The organism is Methylopila capsulata, assembly GCF_016907975.1.
Classification (GTDB): Bacteria; Pseudomonadota; Alphaproteobacteria; order Rhizobiales; family Methylopilaceae; genus Methylopila; species Methylopila capsulata.
Map to the genome: position 1 here is coordinate 1,007,206 of NZ_JAFBCY010000001.1, position 19,844 is coordinate 1,027,049.

Annotated in this window: 10 protein-coding genes; all 10 read left to right on the forward strand. The window is 69.2% G+C overall.

What is annotated here, in order from left to right; translation table 11 throughout:
* Positions 1-119: 119 nt before the first annotated feature.
* The 10 genes from JOD31_RS04780 to JOD31_RS04825 all read left to right on the forward strand — a co-directional run bounded on the left by JOD31_RS04780 (position 120) and on the right by JOD31_RS04825 (position 19,817).
* Complete coding sequence (locus tag JOD31_RS04780) at positions 120-2,117, forward strand: alpha-1,4-glucan--maltose-1-phosphate maltosyltransferase (RefSeq protein WP_204949124.1); 1,998 nt, start codon at positions 120-122, stop codon at positions 2,115-2,117.
* Positions 2,114-5,428: a maltose alpha-D-glucosyltransferase gene (gene treS, locus JOD31_RS04785; RefSeq protein WP_246482327.1), complete on the forward strand. Its 3,315-nt coding sequence runs from the start codon at positions 2,114-2,116 to the stop codon at positions 5,426-5,428. The genes JOD31_RS04780 and treS overlap by 4 nt, the downstream gene beginning before the upstream one ends.
* Entirely contained in the window at positions 5,425-7,611 is a 2,187-nt protein-coding gene (glgB, locus tag JOD31_RS04790; RefSeq protein ID WP_204949125.1) for a 1,4-alpha-glucan branching protein GlgB, read from the forward strand. The genes treS and glgB overlap by 4 nt, the downstream gene beginning before the upstream one ends.
* Positions 7,612-7,664: 53 nt before the next feature.
* Complete coding sequence (locus JOD31_RS04795; RefSeq protein WP_204949126.1) at positions 7,665-8,081, forward strand: hypothetical protein; 417 nt, start codon at positions 7,665-7,667, stop codon at positions 8,079-8,081.
* Between the two features lie 109 nt (positions 8,082-8,190).
* Positions 8,191-10,323, forward strand: a complete 2,133-nt coding sequence (glgX, locus tag JOD31_RS04800) for a glycogen debranching protein GlgX (protein WP_204949127.1) — start codon at positions 8,191-8,193, stop codon at positions 10,321-10,323.
* On the forward strand, positions 10,320-12,074 hold the full coding sequence (treZ, locus tag JOD31_RS04805) for a malto-oligosyltrehalose trehalohydrolase (RefSeq protein WP_204949128.1): 1,755 nt from the start codon (positions 10,320-10,322) through the stop codon (positions 12,072-12,074). The genes glgX and treZ overlap by 4 nt, the downstream gene beginning before the upstream one ends.
* On the forward strand, positions 12,071-14,158 hold the full coding sequence (malQ, locus tag JOD31_RS04810) for a 4-alpha-glucanotransferase (RefSeq protein WP_204949129.1): 2,088 nt from the start codon (positions 12,071-12,073) through the stop codon (positions 14,156-14,158). Before treZ ends, malQ begins: the two co-directional genes overlap by 4 nt.
* The gene (gene treY / locus JOD31_RS04815; RefSeq protein ID WP_204949130.1) at positions 14,155-16,800 is read left to right on the forward strand and encodes a malto-oligosyltrehalose synthase; all 2,646 of its coding nucleotides are present in this window, start codon (positions 14,155-14,157) and stop codon (positions 16,798-16,800) included. The genes malQ and treY overlap by 4 nt, the downstream gene beginning before the upstream one ends.
* Positions 16,801-16,949: 149 nt before the next feature.
* Complete coding sequence (locus tag JOD31_RS04820; protein ID WP_204949131.1) at positions 16,950-17,180, forward strand: hypothetical protein; 231 nt, start codon at positions 16,950-16,952, stop codon at positions 17,178-17,180.
* 129 nt (positions 17,181-17,309) lie between these two features.
* Positions 17,310-19,817 carry a glycogen/starch/alpha-glucan phosphorylase gene (locus tag JOD31_RS04825; protein WP_204949132.1) on the forward strand — a complete coding sequence of 836 codons (2,508 nt, stop codon included), beginning with the start codon at positions 17,310-17,312 and terminating at the stop codon, positions 19,815-19,817.
* The last annotated feature ends 27 nt before the right edge of the window (positions 19,818-19,844 follow it).

Here is a 19,844-nt window from a genome sequence, read left to right on the forward strand (position 1 = left end):
CAAGGGGTTGTCGGACTGAACCGCTGACCGATCTGTGGGGTTCCGCACGACCTCCCGCTGGACGTCGCGTCCCACGCCGATTCGATCGCCGTAGCCTTCAATTCAAGGGAGACCGCCGCATGACCCTCGCCTCAATCGACGCCATCGAGGGCGTGAAACGCCCACGCATTGCGATCGAGGCGGTGACGCCGACGGTGGACGGGGGGCGGTTTCCCGTGAAGACGATCGTCGGACGCGATCTGGTGGTGGAGGCCGACGTCTTCGCCGACGGCCACGAGGTCCTGAAGGCCGACGTCCTTTGGCGTCCACTGGGCGGAGAGTGGCGGCGCAGCCCGATGGCGTACGTCATCAACGACCGCTGGCGAGGGATCCTCACGCCCGACGCGATCGGGCGCCATGAGTTCGTGGTCGAGGCCTGGTGGGACGACTTCGGCACCTTCCGGCGCGATCTGACGAAGAAGCGGGAAGCCGGTTTGGACGTGCGGCTGGAGACCGACGAGGGTCTGCTCCTGCTGGAGGGCATCGCCGCCCAGGCCCCCGCCGACGCCGCCCGAACCCTCGCCGACTTCATCCTGGCCGCCCGCGCGGCCGACGTGCCCACGCGGGTGGCCGAACTGCTCTCGCCGGAAGCCCACGCCGCAGCAGTCGCCGCCGATCCGCGCGCCTTCGCCTCGCGCTCCGAGATCTTCGGGGTCGAGGTCGAGCGGGTGCAGGCCGAGTTCGCGAGCTGGTACGAGCTGTTTCCGCGCTCCGAGAGCGGCGACCCGACGAAGCACGGCGCCTTCCGCGACGTCGTCAAGCGACTGCCGATGATCCGGGACATGGGCTTCGACGTGCTTTATTTTCCTCCGATCCACCCGATCGGGACGAGCAATCGCAAGGGCCCGAACAACACGCTGACTCCCGGCCCGACCGACGTCGGCAGCCCTTACGCGATCGGCTCGCCCGAGGGCGGCCACGACGCGCTGCATCCGGAACTCGGCTCGATCGAGGATTTCCGCGCTCTGGTGCAGGCGGCGAAAGAGCATGGGCTCGAGATCGCGCTCGACTTCGCGATCCAGTGCTCTCCGGACCACCCCTGGCTGAAGGAGCATCCCGGCTGGTTCAAGTGGCGGCCGGACGGCTCCATGAAATACGCGGAGAACCCGCCGAAGAAGTACCAGGACATCGTCAACGTCGATTTCTACGGACCGGACGCCGTGCCCGGCCTGTGGATCGGACTGCGCGACGTCGTGCTGTTCTGGGCGTCCGAGGGCGTCAAGACCTTCCGGGTCGACAACCCCCACACCAAGCCGTTCCCGTTCTGGGAGTGGATGATCGCCGAGGTGAAGGCGAAGCATCCCGACGCGATCTTCCTCTCGGAAGCCTTCACCCGCCCGAAGGTGATGTACCGCCTCGCCAAGGTGGGATACTCGCAGTCCTACACCTACTTCACCTGGCGGAACACCAAGCATGAGATGGCGGAGTATCTGACGGAGCTGACGACGACGGCGCCGAAGGACTTCTTCCGCCCGCATTTTTTCGTCAACACGCCGGACATCAACCCCTATTTCCTGCAGACGTCGGGCCGTCCCGGCTTCCTGATCCGCGCGGCGCTCGCGACCACGTTGTCGGGTCTGTGGGGCATGTACAACGGCTTCGAGATCTGCGAGAGCGCGCCCCTGCCCGGCAAGGAGGAGTATCTCGACAGCGAGAAGTACGAGATCCGCATCCGCAACTGGAACCAGCCCGGCAACATCATCTCCGAAATCACCCGGCTGAACCGCATCCGCAAGCAGAACCCCGCGCTGCAGACGCATCTCGGCGTGACGTTCTACAACTGCTTCGACGACCAGATCCTGCTCTACGGCAAGTCGCGGCCGAAGGCGGACGGCACGGGCGTCGAGGACATGATCCTCACCTTCGTCAGCCTCGACCCGCACGGGGAGAAGCATGCGGCCTATGAGATCCCGCTCTGGGAGTTCGGCCTGCCGGACGACGGAACGGTCGCGGTCGAGGACCTGATGCGCGGCAACCGCTTCACCCTGACCGGCAAGTCGCAGTGGATCTATGTGAACCCGGCGGAAATGCCGTTTCACGTCTGGCGCCTCACGAACCTACCTGGAGCATCGGCATGAACGCGCCTGTGGCACACGCCGAACTGACTGAGCCCAGCGGGACCGTGGTGTCGCGCGAGGGCGTCGACCCGTTGTGGTACAAGGACGCGATCATCTACCAGGTGCACGTGAAGTCGTTCTTCGACTCGAACGACGACGGCATCGGTGATTTCCCGGGACTGATCTCGAAGCTCGACTACATCGCGGGCCTCGGCGTCAGCGTGATCTGGCTGCTGCCGTTCTACCCCAGCCCGCGGCTCGACGACGGCTACGACATCTCGGAGTACAAGGGCGTCTCGCCGGACTACGGGACTCTCGCCGACGTCAAGCGCTTCATCGCCGAGGCGCACAAGCGCGGCCTGAAAGTGATCTCCGAGCTCGTCATCAACCACACCTCCGACCAGCACCCGTGGTTCCAGCGGGCGCGCACGGCCAAGAAGGGCTCGGCGCACCGCAACTTCTACGTCTGGTCGGACGACGACACGCTGTACTCCGGAACGCGGATCATCTTCCTCGACACCGAGCGCTCGAACTGGACCTGGGACCCGGTCGCCGGCCAGTACTTCTGGCACCGGTTCTACAGCCACCAGCCCGACCTGAACTTCGAGAACCCGGCGGTGCTGAAGGCCGTGTTCGGCGTGATGAAGTTCTGGCTCGACCTCGGCATCGACGGCCTGCGCCTCGACGCCGTGCCCTACCTGATCGAGCGCGACGGCACCTCGAACGAGAACCTGCCCGAGACCCACGACATCCTGAAGAAGATCCGGGCCGAGCTCGACCGCACCTATCCCGACCGGTTCCTGATCGCCGAGGCCAACATGTGGCCCGAGGACACCAAGGACTACTTCGGCGACGGTGACGAATGCCACATGGCGTTTCACTTCCCGCTGATGCCGCGAATGTACATGGCGATCGCGCGGGAGGACCGTTTCCCGATCACCGACATCATGCGCCAGACGCCGGCGATCCCGGACAACTGCCAGTGGGCGATCTTCCTGCGGAACCACGACGAGCTGACGCTCGAGATGGTGACCGACAAGGAGCGCGACTACCTCTGGAACACCTACGCCTCCGACAAGCGCGCCCGCATCAACCTCGGCATTCGCCGCCGTCTCGCTCCGCTGATGGAGCGTGACCGACGCCGCATCGAGCTGATGAACGCGCTGCTGCTGTCGATGCCAGGCACGCCGGTGATCTACTACGGCGACGAGATCGGCATGGGCGACAACATCCACCTCGGCGACCGCGACGGCGTGCGCACGCCGATGCAGTGGTCGATCGACCGGAACGGCGGCTTCTCGCGCGCCGACCCGGCCTCGCTCGTGCTGCCGCCGGTAATGGACCCGCTCTACGGCTACTACGCCGTCAATGTCGAGGCGCAGGCCCGCGACCCACACTCGCTGCTGAACTGGACGCGGCGCATGCTGGCCACGCGCCGGCAGCACCCGGCGTTCGGGCGCGGCACGATCCGCTTCCTGTTCCCCCAGAACCGGCGCATCCTGGCTTACCTTCGCGAACACGAGGGCGAGGCCATCCTGTGCGTCGCCAACATGGGCCGGAGCCCTCAGGCGGTCGAACTGGAGCTGTCGGAGTTTGAGGGTCGCGTGCCGGTCGAGCTGACGGCCGGTTCCGTGTTCCCGCCGATCGGCCAGCTCACCTACCTGCTCACGCTGCCGCCCTATGGCTTCTACTCGTTCGTTCTGACGACCGCGCAGGCGGCCCCGGCTTGGCACAGCCCTGCCCCGGAGCCGCTGCCGGACTATGAGACGCTGGTGCTGCGCGCCGGCGTCGACGACGCGATGCAGACTGAGGCGCGCAAGACGCTCGAGACGGCGGTGCTGCCGACCTACCTCGCCAAGCGTCGCTGGTTTTCGGGCAAGGACCAGAAGCAGATCCTGCCGCGCATCAAATCGCTGACCCGTCTGTCCGCCCGCGGACAGGACATCGGCCTGGTCGAAGTCGAAGTCACGGGCGGGTCGGAGCCGACCCGGTGGCTGCTTCCGCTCGCGGTCGTCTCCGAAGACGAGACGCTGTCGGCGCTGCCCGGCCGCCTCGCGCTCGCCCGCGTCCGCAAGGGCCGCGAGGTGCATCTGCTGACCGACGCCTTTGCGATCCCGAGCTTCGCCTTCGCTATCGCCAACGCGCTGCGCGAGGGCCGCACGATCGCGGGGCCGAGCGGCGAGATCCGCTTCGAGGCCGCGGCGGGCGTCGAAGTGCCGGCGCTGCCGGACGACGCCGAGATCCTGTGGCTGTCGGCGGAACAGTCGAACTCGTCGCTGATCGCCGGCGACCTGATGATGATCAAGCTTCTGCGCAGGATCGCTCCGGGCCGCCATCCGGAAGCGGAGATGGGCCGCTACCTGACCGAGCAGGGCTTCGCCAACGCGGCGCCGTTCCTCGGCGAGATGGTGCGCGTCGATGCCGACGGCGCCCGGGCAACGCTCGCGATCATCCAGGGCTTCGTGCGCAATCAGGGCGACGCCTGGACCTGGACGCTCGACCATCTCACCCGCGCGCTCGACGAATTCGGCGCCACCGGCGGCGGCGAGATGGCGGACGACCACCGCTTCGCCGAATTCACCGCCTTTGCGGCGACCCTCGGCACACGGCTCGGCGAGTTGCACACGACGCTTGCGCGCCCGAGCGACGATCCCGACTTCGCGCCTCTGGCCGCCGCGACCAAGGATGTGGAGAGCTGGAAGGAGCGCGCGCTGTCGCTGCTCGACGGCGCAATCCACGCCCTGCAGGCGAAGTCGTCCTGGGAGACCGAGGCGCTCGCCCAGCGCGCGGCGTCGATCGTTCGCCGCAGGGAGGCGCTCTCCGCCGTCATCGGCCGGCTGGCCGGCGACGGCGTGGGCTCGACGATGAGCCGCATTCACGGAGACCTGCACCTGGGGCAGATCCTGGTGTCGGGAGCCGACATCGTGTTCATCGACTTCGAAGGCGAGCCCGCCCGGCCGCTGGAGGAGCGGCGCGGCAAGGCGAGCCCGCTTCGCGACGTCGCCGGCGTGCTGCGCTCGTTCGACTACGCCGCCGCCATGGTCGGCCGAAACGAACAGGCCTCGGCTCATGTGGCCGGGCCGCGTCGCGAGGCCTTCATCGAACGGTTCCGCATGGACGCAGCGGAAGCCTTCCTCGGCGCCTATCGCACCCATGTCGAAGCGTCCGGCGGCGGCGTGCCCGCCCCCCTGCTCGACATGTTCCTGATCGAGAAGGCGGCTTACGAAATCGCCTACGAGGCGGCCAACCGGCCGGCTTGGATCGACGTCCCGCTGGGAGGCCTCCACGCCCTCGCCGCCCGGCTGGCGCCAGACGACGGAGCTTCCTCATGACCGCGACAGCCATCGCGCTCGATCGAGGCGCGCTCGACGCCCTCGCCCAGGGCCGCCACGGCGATCCCTTCGCCGTGCTCGGCCGCCATGACGACGGCGACGGCCCTTACGTCCGCGCCATCCTGCCGGGCGCGCTCGAGGTCGAGGTGGTGTCGCGCGACAGCGGCGCGACCGTGGGCGAACTGGCCGAGATCGAGGCCACCGGGGTGTGGGAGGGCCGCGTGCGCGGCGTGGATCCCTATCTCTTCCGGATCACATGGCCCGGCGCGGTTCAGGAGATCGAGGACCCCTATGCCTTCGGCCTGCTGCTGGGCGACCTCGACCTGCACCTCATCGCCGAAGCGCGTCACTTCCAGCTGGCGTCGGCGCTCGGCGCCAACGCCATGACCGTCGACGGGGTCGCGGGCGTCCGCTTCGCAGTCTGGGCGCCGAACGCGCGCTCGGTCGCCGTCATCGGCGACTTCAACGCCTGGGATTCGCGTCGCAACCCGATGCGCCTGCGCCAGCCGGCCGGCGTCTGGGAGCTGTTCGTGCCGCGCATCGGCCCCGGCGAGCGCTACAAGTTCGCGATCCACGGACCGGACGGGGGCCGGCTTCCCGACAAGGCCGATCCGGTCGCCCGCGCTTACGAGATGTCGCCGGCGACGGGCTCCGTGGTGGCCTCGCCCGAGCCCTACGTCTGGACCGACGCCGACTGGATCGAGCGCCGCACGAAAGCGCAGGAGCCCGACCAGCCGCTGTCGTTCTACGAAGCCCACCTCGGCTCCTGGATGAAGGCGGACGGCGGCGAGGTCGATTGGGCCTTCGCCATCGAAAAGCTGATCCCCTACGCCGTCGACATGGGATTCACCCACATCGAGCTGCTGCCGATCACGGAGCATCCCTTCGGCGGCTCGTGGGGGTACCAGCCGCTTGGCCTGTTTGCGCCGACCGCGCGTTACGGCGCGCCGGAAGACTTTGCGCGCTTCGTCGACGCGGCCCACGCCGCTGGCGTCGGCGTGGTGCTGGATTGGGTTCCCGCCCACTTCCCGACCGACGCGCACGGCCTCGGCCGGTTCGACGGCACCGCCCTCTACGAGCACGCCGACCCGCGCGAGGGGTTCCACATCGACTGGAACACCGCGATCTACAACTTCGGACGGCGCGAGGTTCAGGGCTTCCTGATCGCGAGCGCGCTGCACTGGCTCGAGACCTTCCACGTCGACGGCCTGCGCGTCGACGCCGTCGCCTCGATGCTCTACCGCGACTACAGCCGCAAGGCGGGCGAATGGGTGCCGAACCAGTACGGCGGCCGCGAAAACCTCGAAGCGGTCGGGTTCATCCAGCACCTGAACGCGGTGGTGCGCGAGCGCGCGCCGGGCGCGATCATGATCGCCGAGGAATCCACGGCCTGGCCCGGCGTGACGCGGCCGACGACGGAGGGCGGCCTCGGATTCCACTACAAGTGGAACATGGGCTGGATGCACGACACGCTCCATTACATGGAGCAGGATCCGATCTACCGTCAGCACAACCACGACGGCATAACCTTCGGTCTGGTCTACGCGTTCTCGGAGAAGTTCGTGCTCCCGCTCAGCCACGACGAGGTCGTGCACGGCAAGGGCTCGCTGATCCAGAAGATGCCGGGCGACCTCTGGCAGAAGTTCGCCAACCTGCGCGCGCTCTACGGCATGATGTGGAGCCATCCCGGCAAGAAGCTGGTGTTCATGGGCGCCGACACCGCGCAGTGGCGCGAGTGGAACCATGACGACCAGGTCGACTGGCCGGCGCTCGACGACCCGAACCACGCCGGGATCCAGCGGCTGATGCGCGACCTCAACCATCTGTACCGCGCCAATCCCGCGCTTCACCGCCGCGACGCGGATCCCGCGGGCTTCCGCTGGGTCGTCGGCGACGACAACGCGAACTCCGTCTTCGCCTTCCTGCGCGTCGGCGACGACGGCGACGCGCCCATCCTCGTGGTGGCGAACCTGACGCCCGTGCCGCGGCACGGATATCGCATCGGCGTTCCGATAGCCGGAACGTGGAGCGAGATCATGAACACGGACGCAGGGATCTACGGCGGTTCGAACGTCGGCAACGGCGGCGGACTTCCGACGACGGACGTCGAAAGTCATGGGGAGCGGCAGGCGCTGGATCTGACCTTGCCGCCGCTTGGCGTCGTGTTCCTGCGCGCGGAATGACGGAGGCGTCGCGGTCGACGCGTTACGGCGCCGCCCTTTGCGGCGCCGTGCTCATGGCGGCGTCGGCCGCGTCATCTCCGGCGTCCGCCGCCTGGAGCTACCGGGAGGACGCCGCCGCAGGGTCCGCGCTGGCGTTCTCCGTAGACGCGGCGACGAACGAGGCCCTCGGGTTCTCATGCGCCGGCGGCCAACTGAAGGCGGTCGTCTCACCTGCGCCACGCGGCGCGAAGGGTCTCGTTCGCGTGCGCTATGAGATCGACGGCGCGAATTTCTCCGAGGCCTGGACAGCGGACGGCGCCCGCCTCGTCGCCGCCGGAGACGGGGCGCGCGTCGTCCTAAACCGCATCGTCGCCGCGACGGGAGCGATCTGGGTGCAGATCGGCGATACTGGGCAAAGGTCGCTACACTCAGCCGACGGCCTCGCAGCCCTCGTCGCGCGCATGCCGAACGCCTGCGCTTCGGGGCGCTAGACGCGCGCCGCTCGCCGACCACGCCGTTTCGGGACGAACCATTGCATCACGCTCGACACCACGCAGGCCTCCCCCACGCACGCGGCTGTCTCACGGCGGCGGCGCGCCCATGAGCCAGACCCTCGAACCCGGCTCGCCCTATCCGCTCGGCGCGACGTGGGATGGGCTCGGCGTGAACTTCGCGGTGTTCTCCGCCAACGCCGACCAGATCGACCTCTGCCTGTTCGATCCGTCCGGCCGCCGCGAGATCGGTCGCCTGCCGCTGCCCGAGAAGACGGACGAGGTGTTCCACGGCTATCTACCCGAGGCGCGCGCCGGGCTGCTCTACGGCTTCCGCGCCCACGGCGTCTACGAGCCGCAGCACGGTCACCGCTTCAATCCGAACAAGCTGCTGCTCGACCCCTACGCCAAGCAGGTCGCGGGCGAGGTGCGCTGGTCCGACGCCCTCTATGGCTACCGGCTGCACAGCCCGCGCGGCGACCTCTCCTACGACCGGCGCGACAGCGCGCCGGGCATGCCGAAGGGGGTCGTGGTCGACGACGCGTTCAACTGGGGCGACGACCGGCCGCCGAACACGCCGTGGCAGGAGACCGTGATCTACGAGGCCCATGTGCGCGGCCTCACGATGCAGCGCGACGACATCCGGCCGCACGAGCGCGGGACCTTCGCGGCGCTCGCAAGCCCTCAGATGATCGAGCACTACAAGAGGATCGGGATCACCGCGGTCGAGCTGCTGCCGATCCATGCCTTCGTGCAGGACCGCAGGCTCATCGAGCTCGGCCTGCGCAACTACTGGGGCTACAACACGCTGGCCTTTTTCGCGCCCGAGCAGCGCTACCTCTCGGACGGTTCGCTGAACGAGATCAAGGTCGCGGTCCGCCGCCTGCACGCCGCCGGTCTCGAGGTCTTCCTCGACGTGGTCTACAACCACACCGCCGAGGGCAGCGAGGAAGGGCCGACGCTGTCGTTCCGCGGCCTCGACAACGCCAGCTACTACCGTCACGTCCGCGACGACTGGCGGCTCTGCGTCAACGACACCGGCACCGGCAACACCGTGAACCTCAGCCACCCGCGGGTGCTGCAGATGGTCATGGATTCGCTGCGCTACTGGGTCGAGGCCTACCACATCGACGGATTCCGCTTCGATCTCGGCGTCACGCTGGGGCGCGAGGAGCACGGCTTCGATCCGGGCTCCGGCTTCTTCGACGCGATCCGCCAGGACCCCGTGCTGCAGCGGGTGAAACTGATCTCGGAGCCTTGGGACATCGGGCCCGGCGGCTACCAGCTCGGCCATCACCCGCCGGGCTTCGCGGAGTGGAACGACAAGTACCGCGACAGCATGCGACGGCTGTGGCGCGGCGACCCCGGCCAACGCCCCGAGGTGGCCGCGCGGCTTGCCGGCTCCAGCGACCTGTTCGACCGCCGCTCGCGCAAGCCCTGGGCCTCGGTGAACTTCGTCGCGAGCCACGACGGCTACACGCTCGCCGACGCCGCCGCCTACGTGCAGAAGCACAACCACGCCAACGGCGAGGACAACCGGGACGGGCACGGCGAGAATTACTCGTCGAACTGGGGCGTCGAGGGTCCGACCGACGATCCCGACATCCTCGAGACGCGGGCGCGCGTCGTCCGGGCGCTGCTCGCCAGCGTGTTCTTCGCCCACGGCACCCCCATGCTGCTGGCCGGCGACGAGTTCGGCCGAACGCAGGGCGGCAACAACAACGCCTACGCCCAGGACAACGGGGTCTCCTGGGTCGACTGGCGGCTGGCGGACGGCGACGAAGGCCGCGCGCTCACCGCCTTCGTCGGCCGTCTCGCGCGCCTGCGGGCGGAGCACTCGATCCTGCGGTGCAAGCACTTCCTCCACGGCCGCGAAGAGCCCGCGCCGGGCGTGCTCGACATCGCCTGGTTCGACGAGGGCGGCGAGGCGATCAGCTCCGACGCCTGGAACAACCCCGACGAACGGACGTTATCGCTCCGACGCGCCGCCCGCCGGGAGGACGGCGCCGTTCCCATCCTGACTTTGATGCTCAATCCAACCTCCGACGACCGCTCGTTCAAGCTGCCGCCTCCGGCCCTGCCGACGACCTTGCTGGTCGACACGGCCGCCCCGGAAGCGCCGGAGCGGACGCTCGAGACCGATGTCGTCATCGTCGCCGCCCGCAGCGCCGTCCTTGTGATGGCGGTGCGTCCAGCCCCCACGCGCCCCGCCGGGCGCCACGCGAACGGAACCAAACGGTGAGCGACGCCTTCGGCCTGGATCTGACCTTCGGCGCGGCCTGCGGCGAGGCGGGGACGACGTTCCGGTTCTGGGCGCCCGCCCATCAGCAGGTGCGGCTCGATATCCGCGACGGCGAGCCGGTCGCGATGGAGCGCTCCGCCGACGGCTGGTTCACGACGACCCTGCCCGTTCCCGCCGGCGCGCGCTACCGGTTCCAGCTTCCCGACGGCCTGACCGTGCCCGACCCCGCCTCCCGCTTCCAGGACGGCGACATCCACGGCTGGAGCGTCGTGGTCGACCCCAGGGCCTATCGCTGGCGGGCGGCCGCATGGAAGGGCCGGCCCTGGCATGAGGCCGTGGTCTACGAGCTGCACGTCGGGGCGTTCGGCGGCTTCAAGGGCGTGGCGGAGGCGCTGCCGCGCCTGGCCGAGCTCGGGATCACCGCCGTCCAGCTGATGCCGATCAACGATGTTCCCGGCGCCCGCAACTGGGGCTACGACGGCGTGCTGCCCTACGCCCCCGACGAGGCCTTCGGGACGCCCGAGGAGCTCAAGGCGCTCATCGACCGGGCGCACGAGCTCGGCCTGATGATGATGCTCGACGTCGTCTACAACCACTTCGGACCGGACGGGAACTACATCGGCTCCTATGCTCCCACCTTCTTCCGGGAGGATCTGCACACGCCCTGGGGCGGGGCGATCGACTTCCGGTTGCCGGAGGTGCGCGCGTTCTTCACGGAAAACGCGCTGTACTGGCTGATGGAGTACCGGTTCGACGGCCTCCGCTTCGACGCGGTGCACGCGATCTCCGAGAGCGACTGGATCGACGAGATGGCGGCGACCGTCCATGCCGCCGTCGAGCCCGGACGCCACGTCCACCTCGTGCTCGAGAACGAGCACAACGAGCAGAGCCACCTCGCCGGCGACGTCGACGCGCAGTGGAACGACGACTTCCACCACGTCATCCACGTGCTGCTCACCGGCGAGCGCGAGGGCTACTACGAGGACTACGCCGAAGACACTGCGGGCAAGCTCGCGCGCACGCTGGCGGAAGGCTTCGTCTACCAGGGCGAGCCCTCGCCCCATCTCGACGGCAAGCGCCGCGGCACCCCGAGCGGCCACCTCGCCACGACCTCCTTCGTCAGCTTCCTGCAGAACCACGACCAGATCGGCAACCGCGCCTTCGGCGACCGGCTGACGACGCTCGCGCCGGCCAAGGGCGTCGAGGCGGCGACGGCGGCGCTGCTGCTGATCCCGCACGTCCCCATGATCTTTATGGGCGAGGAGGTCGCGAGCGAGACGCCGTTCCTGTTCTTCACCGATCATCAGGGGGAGCTGGCCGATGCGGTGCGCGAAGGTCGACGGAAGGAGTTCTCGAAGTTCGCCGCCTTCGCCGGCGCCGAGGTGCCGGACCCGAACGCGCCGAAGACCTTCGAGGCCTCCATCCCCAAGCCGCATCCCGAGCGCGCCGAGGCGCGCTCCGCGCTGTTCAAGACGCTGCTGACGCTGCGGGCGGCCGAGATTGCGCCGCGCATTCCTGGCGCGCGCTCGGACGGCGCGGAGGCCGTCGGACCGAAGGCTGCAGTCGCGCGCTGGACGCTCGGCGACGGCGCGCGGCTGACGCTCGCGCTCAATCTCGACGACAAGGCGGTGAAGATCGCCGGACTGGCCGGCCCGCTGCTGTTCGAAAGCGACCTCGGCGCGTCGGATTCCGCTCGCGCCGGCGAACTCCCCGCCTTCACGACCATCGCCCTGCTGGAGACCGCCGCGTGAGCGCTGACGACGACGTTCGCGACCTCGCCGGACGGGCGGGCTTCTCGGTCGAGTGGACCGACCAGTCCGGCAAAGCCCAAACGGTGCAGCCCGACACGCTGCGGCGGCTGCTGAAGTCGATCGGCCTGCCGGCGGAGACCGAGGGCGACATCCGCGCCTCGCGCGAGACCCTCGACGCCCACGTGCGCGCGCCGTCGGACTTCGTGACCGCGCGGCTTGGCGAGCCCTTCACCGTCGACGCCCGGCCGATGAGCCAGGCCCTTCTCGTCCGCGAGGATGGCGAGAGTTTCGACGTGTCGCTCGGGGTGGGCGAGCGCGGCCGCGCTCAGATGCGGCCGATCCTCGAGCCAGGCTACCATCGGCTTGAGGTCGGCGACCGCGTGATCACCGTCGCCGTCGCGCCGCGGCGGGGCGTCAGCATCGTCGACGTCGCGGGCGCCCGCCGGATGTGGGGCCTCGCCGCCCAGGTCTATGGCCTCACGCGCTCGGGCGACGGCGGCGTCGGCGACATGGGCGGCGTCGCGGCGCTTGCCCTCGCCGCCGCGCACTCCGGAGCCGACGCGGTGGCGCTCTCGCCGCTTCACGCCGGCTTTTCCGCCGACCCCCACCATTTCGGACCCTACTCGCCCTCGAGCCGCCTGTTCCTGAATCCGCTGCACGCCGACCCCGATTTCCTGTTCGGCGAGGAGCGCGTGCGGGAGGCGATCAGGGTCTCCGACGCCGAGGACGCGCGGGCCGAGGCGGAACGCGCCTCCCTCATCGACTGGCCCGCCGCCGCGCGCGCCAAGCTTTCCAGCCTTCGAACGCTGTACGACAGCTTCCGGGCCGTCGAGCTGCAGGAGGCCTCGCCGGGCCGCCTCGCCGCCGACTTCGCGGCCTTCCGTGCGGATGGAGGGGCCCTGCTGGAAGAGCATGCGCGGTTCGAGACGCTGCACGGCGCCCGCTTCGGGGCTGACCATCAGCAGTGGAGCTGGCGCAGCTGGCCGGAGGCGCTGAGGGATCCGAACAGCGCGGAGGTCGCGGCCTTCGCGGCCGAGCACGCCGACGAGGTCGGCTTCCACGTCTTCCTGCAGTGGCTCGCCGATCGGTCCTTCGGCGCGGCGCAGAAGCTCGCGCGCGACGCCGGCATGGCGATCGGCCTGATCTCGGACCTTGCCGTGGGCATGGACGCCGGCGGCAGCCACGCCTGGAGCCGGCAGAACGACGTGCTGGTCGGTCTCTCCGTGGGTTCGCCGCCCGACCTGTTCAACCCGAATGGTCAGGCCTGGGGCCTCGCGACCTTCTCGCCGATGGCGCTCAAGGCCCGCGCCTACGCGCCGTTCCTCGCGACGCTGCGCGCCTGCATGAAGAACGCGGGCGGCGTCCGCATCGACCACGCGATGGGCCTCGCGCGGCTCTGGATGGTCCCCGAGGGCGCGAGCGCCAGGGAAGGCGCCTACCTCTCCTACCCCGTCGACGACATGCTGCGTCTGATCGCGCTGGAGTCGCTGCGCAACAACGCCGTCGTCGTGGGCGAGGACCTCGGCACCGTGCCGGACGGCTTCCGCGAGCGGTTGGCGGACGCCGGCGTGGCGGGCATGCGCGTGCTCCAGTTCGAGAAGGACGACGCGCACTTCTTCCCGCCATACTACTACCCCTCCGACGCTCTCGCGATGACCACGACCCACGACCTGCCGACCATGGCGGGCTGGTGGACCGGCGCCGACATCGCGTTGCGCGCGGAGATCGCCGGCGAACAATCCGGCGAGACGTCGGAAAACGACCTCGGCTCGCGCGCTCAGGACCGGATCGATCTCTGGCGCGCCTTCACGGAGGCCGGCGCGGCCGACGGCGAGCCTCCGGCCCCGGAGCGCCCCGCCCTCGCGGTCGACGCCGCCGTGCGCTTTCTCAGCGAGACGCCGTCGAAGCTCGTGCTGCTGCCGCTCGAGGACGCGCTGGGCGTCACCGATCAGCCGAACCTGCCGGGCACGCTCGACGAACATCCCAATTGGCGTCGACGCCTGCCGGCACCCGCCTCAGATCTGCTGAACGACGAGGCCGCCCTCGGGCGGCTCCGCAGCCTCAACCGGAGACGCCACACGTGACCGACCCGCAGACGCCCGCCGCCCCGCCCCGCGCGACGATGCGCCTGCAATTTCACAAGGATTTTCCGTTCGAAAAGGCGATCCCGCTCGCGCCCTATCTCCGGAAACTCGGGATCAGCCATCTCTACTCCTCGCCGATACTCACAGCCCGCGCAGGCTCGATGCACGGCTACGACGTGGTCGACCCGACGACGGTCAACCCCGAGCTCGGCGGAGAGGACGGACTGCGCGCGCTCGTCGGGGCGCTGCGCGCCGAAGGTCTCGGCCTGATCGTCGACATCGTTCCCAACCACATGGCGGTCGGCAAGGACGACAACGCCTGGTGGCTCGACGTGCTGACCTACGGTCGCGGCAGCCGCTTCGCGCATTTCTTCGACATCGACTGGGAGCCGGCGGACCCGGCGCTCAACGGCAAGATCCTACTGCCGACGCTCGGCTCGACCTACGGCGAGACGCTCCGCAACGGCGACCTGCAGATCACGCGCGAGGGCAAGCGCGGCGGGCTGGTGGTGCGCTACGCCGATCACATGTTCCCGCTCAGGCCCGAGGACCGCTACGAGATCGAGGCGGCCGGGCTCGAGGCCTACGACCCCTCGACCGAGGAGGGCCTGGCCCGCTTCCACGCGCTGCTCGAGAAGCAGAACTGGCGGCTCGCGCACTGGATGGTGGCGGGCGACGAGATCAACTGGCGGCGGTTCTTCGACGTCAACGAACTCGCGGGCCTGCGCATCGCCGACCCCGCGGTGTTCGACGCCACCCATGAGCTGCTGCTGAACCTCTACGCCGAAGGACTGGTCGACGGCTTCCGCGTCGATCACATCGACGGGCTGATGGATCCCGGCGGCTACGCCCGCCGGCTTCGCGAGCACCTCGACGCCGCCCAGAGCAGCCGTCCCGGCGCGCTCGCGGGGCAGAAGGCCTATCTCGTCGTCGAGAAGATCCTCGGGCCGGGCGAGGAGCTGCCGCAGGACTGGAACGTCGACGGCGCGAGCGGCTACGACTTCATGGACGAGGTCAGCCTGCTGCTGCACGACGCGAGCGGCGAGGAGAAGCTCTCCGCATTCTGGGCCGAGATCAGCGGACGGCCGGCAGACTTCCACGCCGAGGAGGAGATCGCGCGCCGCGAGATCCTGGACCGCTCCTTCTCGTCCCAGCTCGACCAGGCGACCGACGCCCTGCACCGCGTGGCGCGGCTCGATTTCGACACCCGCGACACCGCGCGGGCGGCGATCCGGCGCGGCCTCGTGGAGTTGCTGGCGCATTTCCCGGCCTACCGCACCTACGCCAACGCCACCGAAGGGCGGACCGAGGCCGACAAGCCGATCTTCGCGCGCGCCATGGAGAAGGCCCGGCAATCGATCCTGCCGGCGGACCTGCCCGTGCTCGAGCTTCTCGACGGATGGCTCGGCGGCAAGCCGGCGGTCGAGGAGCAGCCGCTTCTTCGCGACAAGGCCATCCGCCGCTTCCAGCAGCTCTCGGCGCCGGTGGCTGCGAAGGCGGTCGAGGACACCGCGTTCTATCGCCACGGCAAGCTGCTCTCGCGCACGGACGTCGGCTTCGACGTCGCGACCTTCGCGATCGACGTCGCGACGTTCCACGAAAAGGCGGCCGCCCGCGCCCGCACCTTCCCGAACGCGATGCTCACCGGCGCGACGCACGACCACAAGCGCGGCGAGGACGTGCGCGCGCGTCTCGCCGCGCTGAGCGAGATTCCCGACGAGTGGATCGCCGCCGTGACGCGCTGGCGCGAGGCCGCGGCCCCCTTGCGCACGGAGACCGCGCCCTCGGCCGGGGACGAGCAGATTCTCTACCAGACGCTCGTCGGGGCCTGGCCGCACGATCTCGACCCCGGCGACGCCGAGGGCTGCCGGACCTTCGCGAACCGCGTCGCCGGCTGGCAGGAGAAGGCGCTTCGCGAAGCGAAGCTCGCGACCGACTGGACGACGCCGAACGAGGCCTACGAGACAGCCGCCCGTGATCTGCTGATGGGGATCCTCACGGGTCCGGACGCCGGACTGCGCGCCGACATCGCGGCCTTCGCGGACCGGATCGGCCCGGCAGGCGCCGCGAACGGGCTCGTCCAGACCCTGCTCAAGCTGACCTCGCCCGGCGTGCCCGACACGTATCAGGGCACGGAGTTCTGGGACCTCACGCTGGTCGATCCGGACAACCGCCGCCCCGTCGATTACGCCGCACGGGAGACCGCGCTCGCCCGGGCGGAGACGGCCGAGGCCGCGGCGGGCCACTGGCGGGACGGCGCGACCAAGCAGGCGCTGATCGCCGCCGTGCTCGGCGAACGCGCCCGCCGCCCCGACCTGTTCTCGAAGGGCGCCTACGAGCCATTGGCGGTCGACGGCCCGCTGGCGGCGGACGTGGTCGCCTTCGCGCGACGGCTGGGCGACGAGTCGGCGGTCGTGGTCGCGCTGCGCCGCACGGCCCGTCTGCTCGGCGCAGACCCTGATTTCGGTCTCACGGCGCAAGATGTCGCAGGCACGCGCGTGGCCTTGCCGTCACACCTCGCGACGATCGACATGATCGATCGATTGTCGGGACGCGGCGTCACCCGCTCCGCGGCGATCGAACTCTCTGATCTTCTACGACTTCCCGTCGCTTTCCTCGTCCCGGCCCCAAGCGAACGCTAGTCTTAGGGACCGATTTCAATCTCTCAGCTTCGTGCTTCAATCGTTGATCGGCGCAGCAAGACGCCGGCGGCCTGGGGGGGCCGCGCCTTGTTTCGCGCGCCTGCGGATGCGAGGGCCTGCGAAACGTCGCTGATCGGGGTGAAGCAAAGATGGATGCGGTCAAGTTCACGATGTCCCGCCAGGAGGCGGATCTGGCGATCCAAGCGCTCGACGTCTATGCGACCACGCTGATGTGCGCGCCGCTTGGGCTCGGCATGGACCTTCTGGTCTCGGTCCGCGATCTCCGCGCCAGGCTCGAGGAGACCGTGGCGCAAGACGACGTAGTCCGGGACGCCGCGGGCGCGCCGGACGGCAATGTCCTGCGCTTCGCGCGCGGCTGAACCCTAACGCGACGGTTCCGCTCACTTTTTTTGCCGTCTTCGCGACGCAGCAATCGCCATCGCGCGGCGTGCGTGTTTGACTGCGGCTCCCAGCGTCGTCATCGGCGCGCCATCTGAGGGAGCCCGATCATGGACGATGTCGTCAGCCCGGCCACGAACGAGATCGCCCGACCGAAGCGCGACGCCGCGCCGGCCGGCGCCCCTGAAGGGGGCGTCGACGTCGCCAAGCTGCGCAAGGAGATTCTGGCCGAACTGACCTACTCCGTCGGCCGCTCGCCCGAAACCGCGAGCCCGCGCGACTGGTTCGTGGCGACCGCCTACGCGGTGCGCGACCGGATCGTCGACCGCTGGGTCGTCGACCACGCCTCCAAGGACAAGCGGCCCGAAAAGCGGGTGTATTACCTCTCGCTCGAGTTCCTGATCGGCCGGCTGCTGTTCGACGCGCTGAACAACCTCAATCTCACGGAGGCGGCCCGCGAGGCGCTCGCGGGGCTGGGCGTCGACCTCGACGTGATCCGCACCGCGGAGCCGGACGCGGCGCTCGGCAACGGCGGCCTCGGCCGTCTCGCCGCCTGCTTCATGGATTCGATGGCCTCGATCGGCGTGCCGGCCTTCGGCTACGGCATCCGCTACGACCACGGACTGTTCCGCCAGGGCATGCGAGACGGCTGGCAGCAGGAGTATCCGGAAGACTGGCTCTCCTTCGGCAACCCCTGGGAGTTCGCCCATCCGGAGATCGACTATCCCATCGGATTCGGCGGCTACGTCGAGCAGGTCTACGAGCAGGGCGCGGTGCGCCACGTCTGGCGGCCGGGCGAGGTCGTCGAGGCGGTCGCCTTCGACATTCCCGTCGTCGGCTGGCGCGGGCGTCACGTGAACACGCTGCGGCTGTGGTCCGCGCGCGCGGCCGACCCGCTGAAGCTCGACGCCTTCAACCGCGGCGACTACATCGGCGCGCTCGCCGACCGGGTGCGCGTCGAGTCGATCTCGAAGGTGCTCTACCCCTCCGACGAGACGCCGAACGGCCAGGAGCTCCGGCTGCGGCAGGAGTTCTTCTTCGCCTCCGCCTCGCTGCAGGACCTCATCCGCCGCCATCTGGAGGAGCACGGCGACCTGCGCTCGCTCCCCGACCACGTGGCGATCCAGCTCAACGACACCCACCCCGCGATCGCGGTGCCGGAGCTGATGCGGATCCTGCTCGATCTGCACGGCTTCGAATGGGCGGACGCCTGGAAGATCACCGTCGCGACTTTCTCCTACACCAACCACACCCTGCTGCCGGAGGCTCTCGAGAGCTGGCCGGTGCCGCTGATCGACCGGCTGCTGCCGCGGCACATGCAGATCATCTACCTGATCAACGCGCTGGAGCTCGAGGCCGCCAAGAAGAAGCGCGCCGCAGACGACGCGATGCTGGCCTCCATCTCCCTCATCGACGAGAACAGCGGCCGGCGCGTGCGCATGGGCCAGCTCGCCTTCGTCGGCTCGCACAAGATCAACGGCGTCTCGGCGCTGCACACCGAGCTGATGAAGCAGACGGTGTTCCGCGACCTGCACGCGCTGCACCCCACGCGCATCGTCAACAAGACCAACGGCATCACCTTCCGCCGCTGGCTCAGTCAGGCCAACCCGGGGCTGACCTCGATCCTGATCGACGCCATCGGGCCGGGGCTGCTCGACGATCCGAACGAGCTGATGAAGCTCCTGCCGATGGCGGGAGACTCGGCGCTGCAGGAAAAGATCTCGGAGTCGAAGCGGGCCAACAAGGTCGCGCTCGCCAAGATCATCTCCGACCGGCTCGACGTCCACGTCGACCCCGACGCCCTGTTCGACGTGCAGATCAAGCGCATCCACGAGTACAAGCGCCAGCTGCTCAACATCCTGGAGACGGTCGCGATCTACAACGCGATGCGCGCCCAGCCGATGCGGGCCTGGATGCCGCGGGTGAAGATCTTCGCGGGCAAGGCGGCGGCGAGCTACCACCAGGCCAAGCTCACCATCAAGCTCGCGAACGACGTCGCGCGAGTGGTGAACCAGGATCCGACGGTCCGGGGCCTGCTGAAGGTCGCTTTCCTGCCGAACTACAACGTGAGCCTCGCCGAGGCGATCATCCCGGCGGCGGACCTCTCCGAGCAGATCTCGACCGCGGGCATGGAGGCCTCGGGCACCGGCAACATGAAGCTCGCGCTCAACGGCGCGCTGACCATCGGCACGCTCGACGGCGCCAACGTCGAGATCAAGGAGCGGGTCGGCGACGACAACATCTTCATCTTCGGTCTCACCGCCCAGGAGGTCGAGGCCCGCAAGCGGCGCGGCCATGACGCGCGCGCGGCTGTCGAAAACTCCGCGGTGCTGCGCGAGGTGCTGGACGCCATCCGCAACGGCGTGTTCTCGCCCGGCGACCCCGCGCGCTACCGCGGCTTCATCGACGGCCTGCTGGACCACGACACCTTCCTGGTCACCGCGGACTTCGACGCCTACTTCGCCGCGCAGCGCAAGGTCTACAAGCTGTGGCGCGACCGCGACGCCTGGATGCGATCGAGCATCGCGAACACAGCCCAGGTGGGCTGGTTCTCGTCCGACCGGACGATAGGTGAATACGCCGAGGACATCTGGAACGTGCGCCCGTCGCTCGGCTGACGCGCGTTTCGGACATCCGACACTTCA

What these genes read in the sequence shown, in the direction of transcription:
- JOD31_RS04780 (WP_204949124.1), top strand. Translation starts at nt 120, where the DNA reads ATGACCCTCGCCTCAATCGACGCCATCGAGGGCGTGAAACGCCCACGC.
- glgX (WP_204949127.1), top strand. Translation starts at nt 8,191, where the DNA reads ATGAGCCAGACCCTCGAACCCGGCTCGCCCTATCCGCTCGGCGCGACG.
- JOD31_RS04795 (WP_204949126.1), top strand. Translation starts at nt 7,665, where the DNA reads ATGGCGGCGTCGGCCGCGTCATCTCCGGCGTCCGCCGCCTGGAGCTAC.
- treS (WP_246482327.1), top strand. Translation starts at nt 2,114, where the DNA reads ATGAACGCGCCTGTGGCACACGCCGAACTGACTGAGCCCAGCGGGACC.
- JOD31_RS04825 (WP_204949132.1), top strand. Translation starts at nt 17,310, where the DNA reads ATGGACGATGTCGTCAGCCCGGCCACGAACGAGATCGCCCGACCGAAG.
- glgB (WP_204949125.1), top strand. Translation starts at nt 5,425, where the DNA reads ATGACCGCGACAGCCATCGCGCTCGATCGAGGCGCGCTCGACGCCCTC.
- JOD31_RS04820 (WP_204949131.1), top strand. Translation starts at nt 16,950, where the DNA reads ATGGATGCGGTCAAGTTCACGATGTCCCGCCAGGAGGCGGATCTGGCG.